Source organism: Actinomadura barringtoniae, assembly GCF_017573505.1.
In the GTDB taxonomy this organism is placed as follows: domain Bacteria; phylum Actinomycetota; class Actinomycetes; order Streptosporangiales; family Streptosporangiaceae; genus Spirillospora; species Spirillospora barringtoniae.
Genome location: NZ_JAGEOJ010000040.1, coordinates 1 through 16471 on the forward strand (window position 1 = coordinate 1; position 16471 = coordinate 16471).

Sequence of the window (16471 nt, forward strand, 5' to 3'; positions counted from 1 at the left end):
GGGGGGCGGTTGGGGGGGGGGGGGGGGGTGGTGGGGGGGGCGGGGGGCCCTCTAGCCACGCGGGGGTCAGATGGGGCGGTCGGGGAGGGGACGGCGGTGGCGGCGTTCCTTGGCCAGGTCGATCACGCCGGGCGGTAGGCGGCGGGATCGCGTGCGGGTGCGGGCCGTACGGGCCAGGAGGGTGAGCGTGAAGGCCAGCAGCATTCCGGCCATGGCGCCGCCTGTGGCCGTGGTGGCGCTGCGTAGGGCCATGGGGGAGTCGGGCTGGCGCTGGGGCGGAGACGGCGGCGGTGAGGGAGTTTGGGGCGTTGAGGGTGAGGGTGGGTGGTTGTACGGGGGCCATAGGGGGAGCAGGCGGACGTGGGGGCGGACCAGGGAGAGCGGGTCGCGGTAGATGTGGCCCTCTAGGAGGCCCCAGTGGAGGCAGGGCTCGGTGGGGCAGTGCTGGGAGGGCTCCAGGACGCCTATGCGGGTGCCGGCTTTGACTTGGGCGCCCCTATGGACGGTTGGGTGGACCGGGAGATAGGTCGTACGGAACGGGCCGTGGGTGACGGCCACCACACCTCGGCCGGCGAGGGTTCCCGCGTACGAGACGCGCCCGGCGCCTGCGGAGTAGACGGGTTGGCCGGGTCGGGCCGCCAGATCGACGCCGCGGTGGCCTGGGCCCCAGGGGACGGCGGGCGGCGAGAAGCCCCGGATCACCCGGGGAACGGGGCTTAACGGCCAATGCCACGGCTGTGGGACGGCGATCATGGCGGTGAGGATCAGTGTGACGAGGGTCATACTGGGGAGCGTGCCGGGCGTGGTGGGTCACGATCCAGGGCCTGGGCGGATTGTGGAAAACCTTGGCGATGTGGGGTGCGCGGCAGCGGTTGATTCCACGTGCACGCCGGTCATCCCATAGAATCTAGGCACGGTCGCGTGGGTGCTAACCCAAGCGACCGAATTCACGCGCTCGCAGGCCACCTGATTCTGGTGGGACATGGCCTCTCGGTCCGTCTTCGACGGCGGGGTCGGTGTCCGGGCGCTGGCACATAACCGAGAACGTGGCCCGTACATCGGGCCGGACAGGAGAACACGGGCAATGGCACCCGTCGTCACCATGCGGCAGCTGCTGGAAAGCGGCGTCCACTTCGGCCACCAGACCCGCCGGTGGAACCCGAAGATGAAGCGGTTCATCCTCACCGACCGCAACGGCATCTACATCATCGACCTGCAGCAGTCGCTGTCCTACATCGACCGGGCCTTCGAGTTCGTCAAGGCCACGGTCGCGCACGGCGGCACGATCCTGTTCGTCGGGACCAAGAAGCAGGGCCAGGAGGCCATCTCCGAGCAGGCCACGCGGGTCGGCATGCCGTACGTCAACCAGCGCTGGCTGGGCGGCATGCTCACGAACTTCTCCACCGTCCACAAGCGGCTCACCCGGCTCAAGGAGCTGGAGGAGATCAACTACGACGACGTCGCGGGCTCCGGCATGACCAAGAAGGAGCTCCTGGGTCTCCGCCGCGAGAAGGACAAGCTCGAGCGCACCCTCGGCGGTATCCGCGACATGGCGAAGGTTCCCAGCGCCGTGTGGATCGTGGACACCAAGAAGGAGCACATCGCCGTCAACGAGGCCCGCAAGCTGGGCATCCCGGTCGTGGCGATCCTGGACACCAACTGCGACCCCGACGAGGTCGACTACCCGATCCCGGGTAACGACGACGCGATCCGCAGCGTCAGCCTGCTGACCCGCGTGGTCGCCGACGCCGTCGCCGACGGTCTGATCGCGCGCGCCGGCTCGGGTTCGGGCGGGGACGAGAAGCCCGCCGAGGGTGGCGCCACCGCCGCCGAGCCGCTGGCCGAGTGGGAGCGCGAGCTGCTGGAGAACAAGGAGCAGGAGTCCGGCGCCGAGACCGCCAAGGTCGCCGACGCCGAGACCCCGGCCGCCGAGGCCGTCGCGACCGGTGAGGACGCGGCCGACGCCGCTGCCGCCGCCGAGGCCAAGGACGGCGAGGCCGCTCCCGAGGCCCCCGCTGCCGAGGCCCCCGCTGAGGCCGCCGCCGACGCTCCGGCTCCCGAGGCCCCCGCTGAGGCCGCCCCCGAGGCTCCGGCCGACGGCGACGCCCCGCAGGCCTGAACGACGTGATCCCCTGGGGAACCGGGGTACGGCAGGGATAGGGGCCGGGACGGTACGGTCTACATGACCGACTGCTCCAGGCCCCGGTCCTCCGGGCCCCGGTTCCATCGGGCTCCACGGGCTCTGGTCCACGGGCTCCGGCTCGTACGGGCCGCCGGGCTCTGGCCTGACGGGTTTCGGCCCACCTGGCTGAGGCTCAATGGGTTTCGGCTCGCCGGGCCTGGGCTGGTGGGTCTGGCTGGTGGGTCTGGCCTTCCGGGGCCGGGCTCAACGGGACCCGGGCCGCCTGGCCGAAAGGCCGGGAGGCTTGGAACGCCGGAGCGAGCTTGGGTCGCGAGGCCTGAGCACGCCGGGTACTGGGCTTCCGGGCACTGGGCTTCCGGGCTCAGGTCCAGCTCCCGGGCTGGGTCTGGATGGTCCGGGACGGGTCTGGCTAGTTCGGCTGGGCCTGCAGGACCTGGTCCAGGCCGGATCGGGCGGCCGGTTCCGGCTGATCCGGTCCGTACTCAAGGTTCGGAACGGTCGGTCGGCCGGCAGGCCGAACGGCCGGGCTTCAGGGGGATCGCCCTCCATCCGCAGACTTCCATCACGACCATCACGACAGAGACGAAGAGAACGATGGCGAACTTCACCGCCGCTGACGTCAAGCGGCTCCGCGAGCTGACCGGCTCCGGCATGATGGCTGTAAAGAACGCTCTCACCGAGGCGGACGGCGACTTCGAGAAGGCCACCGAGATCCTGCGCCTCAAGGGCGCCAAGGACGTCGGCAAGCGGGCCGAGCGCACCGCGGCCAACGGCCTGGTGGCCGAGTTCTTCGACGGCTCCGGCGACGGCGCCCTCCTCGAGCTCAAGTGCGAGACCGACTTCGTCGCCAAGAACTCCGAGTTCATCGAGCTGGCGAACCGGATCGTCGAGTTCGCCGCCAAGAGCGGCGCGGCCGACGCGGAGGCCCTCAAGGCCGCCGAGATCGAGCCTGGCAAGACCGTTCAGGCCCTCGTCGAGGAGAACGGCGCCAAGATCGGCGAGAAGCTGGAGATCGGCCGTTTCGCGCACTTCAAGGGCGTGTACGTGGCCAGCTACCTCCACAAGTCCGACCCGGCCCTGCCGCCGACCACCGGCGTGCTGGTCGAGCTCGACACCGAGAACGCCGAGGTCGCCAAGGACATCGCGCAGCAGGTCGCGGCGATGGCTCCCAAGTACCTCACCCGTGAGGAGATCCCGGCCGAGGCGGTCGAGAAGGAGCGCGCGCTCGCCGAGCAGCTGACTCGCGACGAGGGCAAGCCCGAGCAGGCTATCCCCAAGATCGTCGAGGGTCGCGTCAACGCCTACTTCCGGGACTTCGTTCTGGTCGAGCAGGCGTTCGTCAAGGACAGCAAGAAGACGATCGCCAAGGTCCTCCAGGAGGCCGGCGTCAACGTCAAGCGCTTCGCCCGCTTCAAGGTCGGGCAGGTCTGAGGGCACTCTGGAGACAGAGGACCCCAGACTTAGAAGAGGCAAACCGAGGAGGCCGCCGACGTGCAGGAATCAACCACCAACACGACGGCGGCCTCGTCGTCTGCGCAAGGGCGATCCGCGCAATCGCAAGAGCAGTCCGCGCAATCGCAATCCCAGCAGCAATCGCAATCCCAGCAGCAATCGCAGTCCCAGCAGCAATCGCAGCAGGCCACTCCGGCGTCCACGTCGGCGCACATCCCGGGGGAGCAGCATCCCCACCGGGCGGGCTGGAAGCGCGTTCTGCTGAAGCTTTCCGGCGAGGCGTTCGCCGGCGGTGACCCGCTCGGCATCGACCCCGAGGTCGTGCAGCACGTCGCGGAGGCCATCGCCGAGGCCGTACGCGACGGCGTGCAGGTCGCGGTGGTCTGCGGCGGCGGCAACATGTTCCGCGGCGCCGCCCTGGCCGAACGCGGCATGGACCGCGGCCGCGGCGACTACATGGGCATGATCGGCACCGTGATCAACTGCCTGGCGCTCCAGGACTTCCTGGAGAAGCTCGGGCTCGACACCCGCGTACAGACCGCGATCACGATGAGCCAGGTCGCCGAGCCGTACATCCCCCGGCGCGCCATGCGGCACCTCGAGAAGGGCCGCGTGGTGATCTTCGGTGCGGGCCTCGGCCAGCCGTTCTTCTCCACCGACACCACCGCCGCCCAGCGCGCGCTGGAGATCGGTGCGCAGGCCGTTCTCAAGGGAACTCAGGTCGACGGGGTCTACGACGCGGATCCGCGAAAGAATCCTGACGCGGTCAAGTTCGACCGGTTGGATTACGGTGAAGTTCTACAGCGGGGTCTGAAGGTCATGGACGCCACGGCCATCAGTCTCTGCATGGACAACGCGTTGCCCATCGTGGTCTTCGACCTGATGGGCCAAGGCAACATCGTCCGGGCCGTCCGGGGTGAGAAGATCGGCACGCTGGTCAGCCCGGCCGAGGGCTGACGAGCGCCGACCGCAGGCACCGGCGTTCAGGTGACAGGACAGGCCGACCAGAAGACATGGGAGTCGAAGTGATCGACGAGACCCTCCTCGAGGCCGAGGAGAAGATGGAGAAGGCGGTCGCGGTCGCCAAGGAGGACTTCCAGGCCATCCGCACCGGACGGGTCACGCCCGCGATGTTCAACAAGATCACCGCGGAGTACTACGGCACGCCGACGCCGATCAACCAGCTGGCGTCGTTCACGCTGCCCGAGCCGCGGATGGTCATCGTCCAGGTCTTCGACAAGTCGTCGATGGCCGCGGTCGAGAAGGCGATCCGCGACAGCGATCTCGGCGTGAACCCCACCAACGACGGCAATGTCATCCGGGTGGTCTTCCCCGACCTCTCCGAGGAGCGCCGCCGGGAGTTCATCAAGGTCGCCAGCGGCAAGGCCGAGGACAGCCGGATCTCGATCCGCAACATCCGCCGCCGCGCCAAGGACACGCTCGACAAGCTGGCCAAGGACGGCGAGGCCGGCGAGGACGACGTCCACCGTGCCGAGAAGGAACTCGACGACACCACGCACCGCTACGTGGCGCAGATCGACGAGCTCCTCGAGCACAAGAAGGCCGAACTCCTCGAGGTTTGATGGAACTGGACGAGGCCGGGGAGCCAGCGCGCTCCCCGGGTGACCCGGAGGCCGGCGGCCCGCCGCCGGCCGAACCGGCGGCGGACGGCCCCGCTGAGCAGGCCGAGCCCGCCAACGGCCTGGCCGAACGTACTACCGGCACGCCCGCAACCCCTGGCGCGCCCGCAGGTAGTTCCAGCGAGCCCGCCGCTTCTGCCGAGCCCGTCGCTTCCGCCGCTTCTGGCGGTACGTCTGGCGATGCTGCCATTCCGCCCGGCTCCTCTAACGGCGCGGTCGCCCCCGCCAACGAGTCGCCCGCCGATTCAGGCGATGCACCTACTGAACGAGCCGTTCCGGCCGAGGCGGCCAGCGGTCCAGCTGACCCTGCGGACGAACCGCCCGCGCCTGGAACGACCGGCCCGGCAGCAACCGAGTCCGGGGCGCCGCCCGCCGAGCCTGCCAAGAAGAGCCGGACCGGCCGCAACCTGCCCGCCGCCATCGGCGTTGGGGTCGTGCTGGGCGGGATGGTGCTGCTGTCCCTCTACACGGTGAAGGTCATCTTCCTGGCCGTCATGGCCGTCTTCCTGATCCTCGGCCTGCGCGAGATGACCGACGCGTTCAAGGCCCGCGAGATCCAGGTACCGCTGCTCCCACTGGCCGCGGGCCTGCTGGCCGCCGCCGTCGGCGCGTACTGGTGGGGCGCCGAGCCGCTCCTCGCGATCACCGCGCTGACCGTTCTGACCGTGCTCGTGTGGCGGATGGCCGACGGCCCGACCGACGGTTATGTACGCGACGTCACCGCCGGTGTCTTCATCACCGGCTACGTGGTCCTCATGGGCGGCATCGTCGCCCTCCTGATGGCCCCGCACGATGGCGACGACCGCATCGTGATCTTCATCGCCACCACGGTCGCCAGTGACATCGGCGGTTACTTCGCCGGTACGTTCCTGGGCCGCCACAAGCTCGTTCCGCGCATCAGCCCCAAGAAGACCTGGGAAGGCGCGGCGGGCTCCATCATCACCTGCATGCTGATCGGCGGCTGGCTGGTGTGGTGGCTGCTGAACGACGGCCAGGTCTGGCAGGGCGCGATCATCGGCGCCGCAGCGGCCGTGGTCGCCATCGCCGGTGACCTCATCGTCTCGATGATCAAGCGCGACCTGGGCCTCAAGGACATGGGCAACCTCCTGCCCGGTCACGGCGGCGTCATGGACCGCCTCGACTCCCTGATCGCCACCGCCCCCGTGGTCTGGGTCCTTCTAGAGATCTTCGTCCCCGCCGGCTAAACCGCACCCGGCCCGGCCCAGGCCAGGCCAGGGGCCGGGCCAGGCCAGGGGCCAGGCCAGGGGCCAGGCCAGGGGCCGGGGTCGTTGGTCTAGGAGACGACCCAGGACTTGCCTTGGCCTGACAGGCGGGTGATCAAGGCCTCTGCGCCCTCCGCCTTGGCGTACTGGTGGTCCTCGCGGGTGATCGGGACGAGCCACAGCCAACGAACGGGGTCGCCGCCCGCGGTGAAACCGGTCAGATCAGGTGCCTCCGGCCCGTTCAGGCGGCTCGGGTCGCCCAGGAGCAGCAGGCCCTCGCCGTTGCCGAGCGGGAATGTCCGGGGCTCGTGGTACCACTTGACCACGTCGTCGGGCGCGAACCAGGTCACCGAACGCCAGGGGTACTGCGCCAGCCAGGGGAAGATGCTGCCCGCGCGCTGGCTGGGCATCGTGGTGGCGACGGCGAGCTCGATCCGGGCGAACGGGGCGACGTCGTCCTCGTACAGCTCGATCGTCGGCATGCGCTGCCTGCTCATGCCCACCGTGCTCAGGACGGTGTACTCGCGGTCGCCGCGCGCGGGTCGCTCGGACACGCCCACCATCGGCGAGCCCGGGCCCTTGCCGTTGTGCAGCTGACGGCCGACGTCATGCCAGTAGTTACCGCCGGGACCAAGGCGATGGAGGAGGTGACCGAGCACGGACTGCTGATAATCGGCCCACGATCCCTCGGCGTCGCACAGTTCCCAGTGCCGGCGCGCGTGATCGATCCGCGGCTCGAACTCCTCGATCTCGTCCGCCAGCGGAAACGCGAAAGGAGTCTGCGCGGCGGCGTCCCGGCTGTATCCGGGGACGCCCCGTTCCATATCGGACCAGCCAGGTATCACGCAGAGGAGATCACCGGCCTCGAGCAGCGCCACGCCGTCGCCTTCCTCGAACCACACGGCCTCGAGCGATTCCAGTGGCCCCCGCCCGTCCCGATGCCGTACGTGCTCGGCGGGCAGCACCGGCGCCTGCCCGGCGTCCAGGCGCGCCTTGTCGAACGCCTCGGGCGCCGCCTGGTGGTTCGCCAGCCACGCCGCGCCGATCACGACGTCCCGGGCGTCCTGAACGTAAGCCACGCTGGCCGCGCCGTCGGTCTCGACCACGAGCCGCCTGCTGCCGTACGGGCTGACCTCGTCCAGGACGATCTTGGACCGGTGTGCCGAACCGGACCCCCTGCGCAGTACCGACATGATCGGAAGCCTATTGCCAGCCCAAGGTCATGTGCAGGTATCCGTGAGGTAATCCCGGCGCGTCTCCGGCGCGTCCCGCGCGGACCGGGGTTTACGGACAAGGCATGCCCCAGGGTTTGCGACACTGGAAGGACCATGTCTGCAACCACTGAGCCCGCTGCCGGAGCACAGGCCGAACCCGAGCCTGCTAAGCCCACCGACGCCACCGGGCGCACCGACGCCACCGAGGCCAAGACGCCAGCGAAGCTGGTTTTTGCGGCGCCGCGGAGGGCTAAGCCGCCGCGTCATCTTGCGGACCTGACCACCGCCGAACGGCGTGCTGCCGTTGCTGAGCTGGGGGAGAAGCCGTTCCGGGCCGACCAGCTCTCGCGGCATTACTTCACTCGACTGGCCGACGACCCGGCCGAGATGACGGACCTGCCTGCCGCGCTGCGCGAGCGCCTGACGTCCGAGCTGCTGCCTGATCTGCTCACGTCTGTACGCGAGCTCACCTGTGATGGCGGCAAGACGCTCAAGACCGTCTGGAAGGCCTTCGACGGCGTCCTGTTCGAGTCGGTCCTGATGCGTTACCCGGACCGCGCGACGATGTGCGTCTCGTCGCAGGCCGGCTGCGGCATGAACTGTCCGTTCTGCGCCACCGGCCAGGCGGGCCTCACCCGCAACCTGTCCACCGCCGAGATCGTGGAGCAGGTCGCCGCCGGTGCCCGCGCCATGTCGCGGGGCAAGATCGCGGGCGGCCCCGGGCGCGTGTCCAACATCGTGTTCATGGGCATGGGTGAGCCGCTGGCCAACTACAAGGCGGTGATCGGTGCGGTTCGCCGCATCACCGACCCGGCCCCCGCAGGCCTCGGCATCTCGCAGCGTTCGGTCACGGTCTCGACCGTCGGCCTCGTGCCCGCCATCGAGAAGCTGGCGGCCGAGGACATGTCCGTACGCCTCGCCCTGTCGCTGCACGCCCCGGACGACGAGCTGCGCGACGAGCTCGTGCCGATCAACAACCGGTGGAAGGTCAGCGAGGTCCTGGACGCAGCCTGGGCGTACGCCGACAAGTCGGGCCGCCGGGTCTCGATCGAGTACGCGTTGATCAAGGACATCAACGACCAGGCATGGCGTGCCGACCTGCTCGGCAAGCTCCTGCGCGGCCACCTGGTGCACGTCAACCTGATCCCGCTGAACCCCACGCCCGGCTCCAAGTGGACCGCGTCTCGCCCGGAGGATGAACGTGAGTTCGTCCGCCGCCTGGAGTCTCACGGCGTCGCCGTCACCGTCCGCGACACCCGAGGCCGCGAGATCGACGGCGCCTGCGGCCAGCTAGCCGCCACCACCAAGGACTGACCCCAACAACACCCACCGCCTAAGCCGCCGCCCGCCCGCGCTAGCCCGCCCACGCCCATGCTTCCGCTAGCCCGTGGCCCGTGCCGGTGGCCCGCGCCCGCGTTCGCCCGTGCCCGCGTTCGCCCGTGCCCGCGTTCGCCCGTGCCCGCGTTCGCCCGTGCCCGCGTTCGCCCGTGCCCGCGTTCGCCCGTGCCCGCGTTCGCCGTGCCCGCGTTCGCCCGTGCCCGCATTTGCCCGCGCCTGCCCGCGTTCACCCACGCCCGGGTTCGCATGCGCTCGCGCTCACGCACGTCCGTGCCCGCCCATGCTCGCGCTCACGCCTGCCCGCGCCCGCTCACGCCTGCCCGCGCCCGCTCACGCCCGCGCCCGCGCCCGCTCACGCCCGCGCCCGCTCACGCCCGCGCCCGCTCACGCCTGCGTTCGCTCACGCCTGCGTTCGCCCGTGCCCGCGCTCGCGCACGCCCGTGCCTGCTCATGCCTGCCCGTGTTCCCCGCGCTCGCGCTCACGCACGCCTGTGGTCACGCGCGCATGCGCCGCAAAGGATCAGCCCACTTCGCAGATGGCTAGTCGCGCTACGCAGGGCTCTTGCAGCGGAACGGCGAGCGGGAGAGTGACAGCTTCTTCGCGGGGTGGCATGGGCTCCTCGCGGCGTACGCCCATGAGACGTCCTCGAGGGACTGCCGCTGCTCCTCGGTCGCGGCGGTCAGGGGCCGGAGAGGGAGGGGGCGGCTGTAAGGAGGACGCGGGCTAGGGCCTGGTCGCCGCTGATTTCGGCGGGGAGGGTCTCCGGGTTGGTGCGGCCGCCTAGGAGGAAGCAGAGGTCCACCACGTCGGTCGTGATGTGGGCGTCGGCGTTGCCGGGGGCGTCCTCGCGGACGGGGTGGGCGATGTCCAGCGGGATGAGCCAGGTGCCGCCGCCTGGGCCGGTCATGGTCACGCGTACGGTTCCGGTGGCGTCGCCGCCTGCCGCCAGGAGTGCCCAGGGGAGCAGGCGGGCGCAGAGGTCGGCCATGGGATGAACGTGGGCGGCTACGGGGGCGGGCATTTCGTAGCCGGACGCACGGGCGGCATCGTCGCCGTGGATCCACGTTTCCAGGGCGCGGGCGAGCATGGCGTCGGAGACGGGGATGGGGAGGCCGTCCGGGGATGTGCGCGTGGTGGGTTCGACGTTGATGAGGTGCAGGCAGAGCGCGTCGGCTTGGGCACGCCAGGACTCGCGGGTCTGCTCCGGCATGCGGGTGCTCTCGGCGGCCTGGACTTCGGCCGTACGGTCGAGGGGATCGCGTGAGCCGATGGGCGGGCCCAGTACGGGCGCACCGATGTCATCGGCAACTAGGCCGTCCTTTGCGCTGAGGTGCGCTACCAGTTGCTGGAGCGTCCAGCCTTCTATGACCTCCACGGCCCACTCTTCGTCCGACAGGGACATCAGTACGGCGTCCATGGCGGCGACCCTGCTCGCGTAAGGGGCGGCCCAGGGCGTCGTGGAAGGTGCGGGGCGACGGCGCGTACGGGCTGAGGAGAGGAGACGGGTGCGCGGGGGTACTTCGTGGCGTCGTCCGTCGGCCTCCAGGGCGTCCAGGTAGATCCGGTCCAGGGGATTCATCGCACGCCCTCCTCGGCCAGCATTTCGGCGAGGTGCCGCAACCCTTGCCGGATCCGCGTCTTCACGGTTCCCTCTGGGAGGCCCAGCCGTTCGGCTACCTGTCGATAGGTACTTCCACCGTAATAGGCAAGTTCGAGTGCCTCTCGCTGGCCGGGAGGGAGACTTTGCAGGGCTTGCTTCACCCGCAGGGCCTCATCAGCGGCGAGGATGCCTTCCTCTGGCGGTTCAGGGGCCCGTTCAAAAAGGCGGGGACCCAGCAGCGACGCCTTGCGACGTTCCTCCGCGCGTACGTGGTCCACCGAACGGCGATGCGCGATCGTGGCCAGCCAGGCCCGCAACGTACCCCTGCCGGGATCGAAGCCGAGCGGGCGCTCCCAGTACGTCAGGAAGACCTCTTGCGTGATGTCCTCGGCTATGGCGCGGTCGCGGGTGACCCTTACGCACAGACCGAAAACGAGGGGCGACAGCAGGTCGTACAGCTCGGCCAAGGCCGCCTCGTCACCGCTCACCACGCGCTGGTGCAGCAGCCGGTCGTCCACCTGGCACCACGCTCCCGTAGGTCCATCGCTGGCCGCAGAACCGAGCATGTCATCATCGGGGCAAATTGGGGAGAACATGCCGATCTCTACAGAACGGCGGGAACCAGTTGCGCCGTTCCGCCGCCACGCGTCAACCTGATCCCGTGCCGCACGAAGAGCTGCTGGAACCGGCGAAGCAACGCCGCCTGCCGGTCGCGTTGCGCGGTTACGATCGCGGTCAGGTGGACGAGTTGCTCGGCCGGATCAGGACCCGGCTGGCGGGCAGCGGAACGCTGACCGCCGACGAGGTACGCGCGACCCGCTTCGACATCGTGCTTCGCGGCTACGAACCGCGCACCGTGGACGAACTCCTCCAGGAATGCATCCGCGAGCTGCAAACGGTGGGACCGATCGGCCGCCGACCCGGCCGCCCTCGCGTTCACCCGGGCTGGCTCATCAACTGGATCCAGAACGCGAAGTTCGCGGGAGCGGGACTGCGCACCGGCTATGACGTACGCGACGTGGACGCGTTCCTTGACCGCGTGGTGTTGGGCCTGCGCGGCACGGTTCCGCCGGTGACCGCTCGTGACGTGCGCGAATGCGTGTTCCGTACGACCCGTATCGGCCCTGGCTATGACGAACGCGAGGTCGACGCGTTCCTCACTCAGCTGGCCTCCGCGCTCGAGCGCCGCTGAACGCCTGAACGCCGCTGAGCGCTCGAGTGCCGCTGAGTGCCTGAGCGCCGCTGAGCGCTGATGAACGGCCGCTGGCCGCAAGAAGACCGGCCGGTTATCCACAGATCTCTGAAGGTACTGGCGCACGGCCTCCGGACACGGAACGCTACGTGACATGGATCACTTCGTCGCGCAGCGCCAGCGGCTGCGCTCCCTGTTCGGGGTCTTCTTCGCGCCCGAGGTCACCGGCGCGCTCCTGCCGCTGGCCCGCCCCGCCCTCCGGCTCGGTGTCGGCGGCGACGCGACCGTGCATCTGGGCGGCGACCCGCTGCTCCCGCCCGGCGAACCGTGGCCGACCTGGCAGGACCGCCCGCTCGACTTCCTCGCCTCGTTCGACTTCGGCGAGCTGGCCGAGGTCCTGGCCGTTCCCGGCCTACCCCAAGAGGGCCGCGCCGCCTTCTACTACGCAGCCTCGGCCCCGCGCCCGTGGGGAGACGACGCCGCCCAGCGCGACGGCTGGCGCCTGTTCACCGGCGATCTGGTGGCCACCGAGGCACAGGGCCAGACCTTCCCCCAGCTCTCCCTGGGCGTGGCCCCGTTCCTTTCCCTGCCCGCTCCCCAAGAGCCCGCCGTGCACCAGCTCGACGAGCGCTACAGCGGCGTACGGCAGGTGTACGAGCAACTCCACGCCGCCTGGCTCCAGCACGTCTGGCCCGACGACGCCCCCGTCCACCAGCTCGGCGGCTGGCCCGCCCTGGTCCAGACCCCTCTCGACCAGGGTGACCTGAGCTCGATGATCCCCAAACAGGCTGCCGCCGACCAGGAGCGCAGCCTCCTCCTCCAGCTCGACTCCGACCCCCGCCTCGGCTGGGACTGGGGCGCCCCCGGCCGCATCTACTTCTCCGCCTGCACCAACGAACCTCTGGAGAACGCCTGGCTGACCCTCCAAGCCTGACCCACCACCCACGCACCGCCCGCCGCCCGCCGGGCGCGGGATGCCGGGTACCGCACGTCGTGCGCCCCAGGTCGGGGCGCTGCATGTCGGGCGCCGCGCTCCGGGCGCTGATCCTGCGTGCCGGATGCCGGATGCCGGATGTTGCGTGCCGCCCGCCGGACGTTGCCCGCCGGGCGCCGAGCACCGGGTGCGGGATGCCGGGTACCGCACGTCAGGCGCCCCAGGTCGGGGCGCTGCATGTCGGGCGCCGCGCTCCGGGCGCTGACCCTGCGCGCCGGATGCCGGACGTTGCGTGCCGGGTGCGGGGTGGGGGGTGCTGGACTCTGTATGCCGGGCGTCGGGCGGCTCGGCAGGGGGTGGGTATTCGGCTGCACGCGTGCGGGCGATGGACCCAAGGGTGGCGTGCACGTGGTGACGCGCGGGTGTGGCAGTGGAGGCACGTGGGGTGCTTCAGGCTTCGGTGGCCGCGCAGTGCATTAGGGACGGGTGGCTGGGGGCGCGGTCTGTGCTGTGCCGGGGCACGGGCGTGCGGTGTGCTGGGGTGGGCGTGCCTGCTGTGGCTGTCCTTCAGGCCGCGCGTGGGGTTAGGGGCGGGTGCGGCGGTGGAGGATGTAGGCGGTGGCTACCAGGGCGGTCCAGATGGCTATGTGGGCTGCCAGGGCTGGGAGAGCGTTCACTAGGGCTGCGGGGCCGTCGTGGCCTGCCTTGAGCCACTCGACCATGGGGATGGTGAGCCAGGCCAGGGGGCCGAGGCTGAGGAGGAGGATCGCGGCGGCGCCGCCCAGGAGGGAGAGGAGGGAGATGCCGGGGTCGGGGATGATGGCGCGGCTGGTCCAAGCACCGAGCATCGTGGCGGCGGCCGCTACCAGGGCGTTCAGCGCCAGGCCGGAGAGGATGGCCTGGCCGGTGACACCCGTGGAGGCGGCGTAGAGGGTCGGCACGGCCAGGACGATCGCGCCCAGGGCCACGTTCACCGTGTAGGCGGCGATCAGGCCGGCGAACGCGGGGGTCGTCCGGGCGCCGGCGGCCGTGGCGGAGAGGGAACGCTGCTCGTCCGGCTGGGTGTCGAGGAGAGCGCGTGCGGCCCAGGCCCACAGGGGGAACATGAAGGCGGCCACGTCGACCAGGGTTCCGGCGGCCAGCTTCGCGCCGGCGGGCTTCTGCAGCAGGATCATCGTGATGAAGAGGAACGCGACGATCAGCGGCTGCAGCGCGCGGAGCGAGCGGACGTAGCCGGAGACCTGGAAGCGGGCCAGTGCGATCACTGCGGCCTCCTGACCTCGTAGCCCTCGGCGCGGAGCTTGGCCTCTACGGCTTCCAGGTCCTCCTGGTCAACGACCACTTCCAGTAGCGCCTTGTCGGATGGGGCGGTCGCCTGGGTGAGGGTGGCTTCTTCTATGCGGACGCGGGTGATGCCGGGGACGGCCTCGATGACGCGCTGGTGGTCGCTCACCACGACGGTGGTGCCCGCGTCGGCCAGGTCGGTGATGAGGGCCGGCAGTTCGTCGCGGGTCTGGGCGTCCAGGCCCGCGAACGGTTCGTCCAGGATGAGGAGGGCGGGGTCGGCCATCAGGGCTTGGGCTAGCCCTACCTTTTGGGCGCTTCCCTTGGAGAGGTCGGGCAGCTTCACGTTCAGGAGGTGGTCGAAGCGGAGGCGGTCGGCCCAGGTGGTGATGGAGGACTCGGAGATGCCCCGGATCGCCGCCATGTGCTTCAGGTAGGCCAGGACGGTGAACGGCTGGTCCACCGGGAAGCGTTCGGGGGCGTAGCCGACTCGCGTGGGGCGGCCGGTGACGGTGCCCCGGGTGGGGGTGCGGAGGCCGGCCAGGAGGCGGAGCAGGGTGGATTTACCTGCGCCGTTGCGGCCGGTCACCTCGGTGACGCCTTCGGGGAGGGTGAACGAGACGTCGCGGAGCACCCACGGGGACTTCCGGTGGTAGCGGAAGGCAACTTCGGTCAGCTGCATAGGCTACGCACGGTAGCGAGCCCGGTGTAAGGGCCATGTTAGGTGGCACAATGCCGCGCATGGCCTGTGTGTTCTGCGAGATCATCAAGGGGGAACGGCCGGCGTTCTTCGTCATGGAGGCGGAGGACGCGGTGGCGTTCCTGGACACTCGGCCCTTGTTCAAGGGGCACACGCTTCTCGTTCCGCGTGAGCATTACGAGACGTTGACCGATGTGCCCGCCGAGTTGGTCGGACCCTTCTTCGCGCACGCGCAGCGCCTTGCCGGAGCGATGGAAGAGGTACTGGGGGCGGCCGGGTCGTTCGTCGCCATGAACAACCGGATCAGCCAGAGCGTTCCGCACCTGCATGTGCACGTGGTGCCGCGCAATCGCAAGGACGGCCTGCGCGGGTTCTTCTGGCCCCGCGGCAAGTACGAGTCCGACGAGGAGGCGGCGGACTATGCCGCGCGCCTCCGGGACGGAATTCAGCCTCACGCGTGAGCGTGCGCCGTCAGTTGAGCGTGTGTGCAGTTAGTTGAGCGTGTGTGCGGCTAGTTGGGCGTGTGTGGTCAGCCAAGCGTGTGCCGTCAGTTGAGCGTGGGTGGTCGGCTGGATGCGCTGCGGTTGAACGCGTGTGACCAGCTAAGCAGTTGAACGTGTGCGTTCAGCGGCGCGGGTGGCGTCGGCTTGGGGCTTGAGCAGGAGTCGTTGGCCGGGGGTGTGAGCGGTGCCAGCGGTGACGGCGTGAGCGGGTGCCATCAGCCGAGGGCGTGAACGAGGGCCAGCAGGGGTTCGGCGGCGTTCTCGTCGGAACCGCCGGGGCCCGGGCTTGTGCGCACGACGCCGGCGGCCGCGGCGTGCTCGTACAGATCGCGTTCCGCACGGTCGAGGACCGCGGACATCACGTACTGCGGGACCGTCCAGCCGAGTAGATCGGCCGCCTTACGGATCACAAGGCCTTGCTCATCGGAAAGATCGAACTCGATGTGATCTGTGTGCCGGGAGGCGGGAAGGTCCGGGCGAACCGACTCAGACATGGCCGGTCTCCTTCCTTACAGCATCCAAAAGTACGCCCGCGGACGCTGCTGGGGCATCCCCAATAAGAAGGAGAATATGAAGGCCGCCGGTTATCGGTCGCCCTCAACGGCGGGAAAAGCGCGCAGGATCAGCGGGTTCCCCACGAATAGGTCTGCTTGCGGAGCTTGAGGTAGACGAAGCTCTCGGTGGCGACGACGCCGGGGACCGTCCGGATGCGGCCGAGGAGCTCCAGGAGCTGCTCGTCGCTCTCGCAGACCAGCTCCAGCAGGATGTCGAACGAGCCGGCGGTGATGACGACGTAGTCGATCTCCTCGACCGCGGCGAGCTCGTCGGCGACCTTCTCCAGGTCGCCCTCGCACCGGACGCCGATCATCATCTGCCGGGAGAAGCCCAGGCTGAGCGGGTCGGTGACGCCGACGATCTGCATCACGCCGGTGTCCAGCAGCTTCTGGACCCGTTGTCGGACGGCGGCCTCCGAGAGCCCGACCGCCTTGCCGATCGCGGCGTACGAGCGCCGGCCGTCCTGCTGGAGCTGCTCGATGATCTGCTTGGAGGTCTCGTCCAGCTGCACGGGCGGGCGAGCGGACGACCGCGCCGGGGGGCGCTCGGTCATGGTGGCCTCCTCATGCGGCATCGTGTCCGCCTAGGCATAGAACCAAGGGAATCCGTCGTGAAATCCGATCGTAACAACGGAATCACTTGTATTGACGCTCGACCTCTGTCAAGGTCGGGCCTAAAGCAGGTTATGGGGG

At 69.8% G+C, this 16471-nt stretch carries 17 protein-coding genes; 9 read left to right on the forward strand and 8 right to left on the reverse strand.

Annotated elements, in window-relative coordinates; all coding sequences use genetic code 11:
- Positions 1 to 66: 66 nt before the first annotated feature.
- Positions 67 to 702: a M23 family metallopeptidase gene (locus J4573_RS55040; protein ID WP_307797552.1), complete on the reverse strand. Its 636-nt coding sequence runs from the start codon at positions 700 to 702 to the stop codon at positions 67 to 69.
- A 382-nt stretch (positions 703 to 1084) separates the two neighbouring features.
- Here J4573_RS55040 and rpsB point away from each other — a divergent pair, with 382 nt between their 5' ends.
- From rpsB to J4573_RS51820, 5 genes are all read left to right on the forward strand, one after another.
- The gene (rpsB, locus tag J4573_RS51800) at positions 1085 to 2119 is read left to right on the forward strand and encodes a 30S ribosomal protein S2 (RefSeq protein ID WP_208263866.1); all 1035 of its coding nucleotides are present in this window, start codon (positions 1085 to 1087) and stop codon (positions 2117 to 2119) included.
- A 618-nt stretch (positions 2120 to 2737) separates the two neighbouring features.
- Positions 2738 to 3574: a translation elongation factor Ts gene (gene tsf, locus J4573_RS51805; protein ID WP_208263867.1), complete on the forward strand. Its 837-nt coding sequence runs from the start codon at positions 2738 to 2740 to the stop codon at positions 3572 to 3574.
- 234 nt (positions 3575 to 3808) lie between these two features.
- Positions 3809 to 4552, forward strand: coding sequence for a UMP kinase (pyrH, locus tag J4573_RS51810; RefSeq protein ID WP_208263916.1), 744 nt, complete (start codon positions 3809 to 3811; stop codon positions 4550 to 4552).
- A gap of 68 nt (positions 4553 to 4620) precedes the next feature.
- The gene (gene frr, locus J4573_RS51815; RefSeq protein ID WP_208263917.1) at positions 4621 to 5178 is read left to right on the forward strand and encodes a ribosome recycling factor; all 558 of its coding nucleotides are present in this window, start codon (positions 4621 to 4623) and stop codon (positions 5176 to 5178) included.
- Positions 5178 to 6440 carry a phosphatidate cytidylyltransferase gene (locus tag J4573_RS51820; protein ID WP_208263868.1) on the forward strand — a complete coding sequence of 421 codons (1263 nt, stop codon included), beginning with the start codon at positions 5178 to 5180 and terminating at the stop codon, positions 6438 to 6440. The genes frr and J4573_RS51820 overlap by 1 nt, the downstream gene beginning before the upstream one ends.
- 89 nt (positions 6441 to 6529) lie before the next feature.
- On the opposite strand, the gene J4573_RS51825 is transcribed toward J4573_RS51820, so the two are convergent.
- The gene (locus tag J4573_RS51825) at positions 6530 to 7651 is read right to left on the reverse strand and encodes a suppressor of fused domain protein (RefSeq protein WP_208263869.1); all 1122 of its coding nucleotides are present in this window, start codon (positions 7649 to 7651) and stop codon (positions 6530 to 6532) included.
- 135 nt (positions 7652 to 7786) lie between these two features.
- Here J4573_RS51825 and rlmN point away from each other — a divergent pair, with 135 nt between their 5' ends.
- Positions 7787 to 8986 (forward strand): dual-specificity RNA methyltransferase RlmN, encoded by a 1200-nt coding sequence (rlmN, locus tag J4573_RS51830; RefSeq protein WP_243774984.1) that lies wholly within the window; start codon positions 7787 to 7789, stop codon positions 8984 to 8986.
- Positions 8987 to 9690: 704 nt separating this feature from the next.
- Here rlmN and J4573_RS51835 read toward each other — a convergent pair.
- Together J4573_RS51835 and J4573_RS51840 are read right to left on the reverse strand one after the other, a co-directional pair.
- Complete coding sequence (locus J4573_RS51835) at positions 9691 to 10590, reverse strand: maleylpyruvate isomerase family mycothiol-dependent enzyme (protein WP_208263870.1); 900 nt, start codon at positions 10588 to 10590, stop codon at positions 9691 to 9693.
- A complete protein-coding gene (locus J4573_RS51840; protein ID WP_208263871.1) occupies positions 10587 to 11129 on the reverse strand; it encodes a sigma-70 family RNA polymerase sigma factor in 543 nt (180 codons plus the stop codon). The genes J4573_RS51835 and J4573_RS51840 overlap by 4 nt, the downstream gene beginning before the upstream one ends.
- 143 nt (positions 11130 to 11272) lie before the next feature.
- On the opposite strand from J4573_RS51840, the gene J4573_RS51845 reads away from it, so the two are divergent.
- On the forward strand, positions 11273 to 11803 hold the full coding sequence (locus tag J4573_RS51845; RefSeq protein WP_307797553.1) for a DivIVA domain-containing protein: 531 nt from the start codon (positions 11273 to 11275) through the stop codon (positions 11801 to 11803).
- Between the two features lie 154 nt (positions 11804 to 11957).
- Positions 11958 to 12737 (forward strand): DUF1963 domain-containing protein, encoded by a 780-nt coding sequence (locus J4573_RS51850; RefSeq protein ID WP_208263873.1) that lies wholly within the window; start codon positions 11958 to 11960, stop codon positions 12735 to 12737.
- A 584-nt stretch (positions 12738 to 13321) separates the two neighbouring features.
- Here J4573_RS51850 and J4573_RS51855 read toward each other — a convergent pair.
- Entirely contained in the window at positions 13322 to 14002 is a 681-nt protein-coding gene (locus J4573_RS51855; RefSeq protein WP_208263874.1) for a hypothetical protein, read from the reverse strand.
- On the reverse strand, positions 13999 to 14703 hold the full coding sequence (locus tag J4573_RS51860) for an ATP-binding cassette domain-containing protein (RefSeq protein ID WP_208263875.1): 705 nt from the start codon (positions 14701 to 14703) through the stop codon (positions 13999 to 14001). The genes J4573_RS51855 and J4573_RS51860 overlap by 4 nt, the downstream gene beginning before the upstream one ends.
- Positions 14704 to 14753: 50 nt before the next feature.
- Here J4573_RS51860 and J4573_RS51865 point away from each other — a divergent pair, with 50 nt between their 5' ends.
- Positions 14754 to 15182: an HIT family protein gene (locus J4573_RS51865; protein WP_208263876.1), complete on the forward strand. Its 429-nt coding sequence runs from the start codon at positions 14754 to 14756 to the stop codon at positions 15180 to 15182.
- Positions 15183 to 15439: 257 nt separating this feature from the next.
- On the opposite strand, the gene J4573_RS51870 is transcribed toward J4573_RS51865, so the two are convergent.
- Together J4573_RS51870 and J4573_RS51875 are read right to left on the reverse strand one after the other, a co-directional pair.
- The gene (locus J4573_RS51870) at positions 15440 to 15718 is read right to left on the reverse strand and encodes a type II toxin -antitoxin system TacA 1-like antitoxin (protein ID WP_208263877.1); all 279 of its coding nucleotides are present in this window, start codon (positions 15716 to 15718) and stop codon (positions 15440 to 15442) included.
- Positions 15719 to 15846: 128 nt separating this feature from the next.
- Positions 15847 to 16332 (reverse strand): Lrp/AsnC family transcriptional regulator, encoded by a 486-nt coding sequence (locus tag J4573_RS51875; protein WP_208263878.1) that lies wholly within the window; start codon positions 16330 to 16332, stop codon positions 15847 to 15849.
- Positions 16333 to 16471 lie beyond the last annotated feature (139 nt).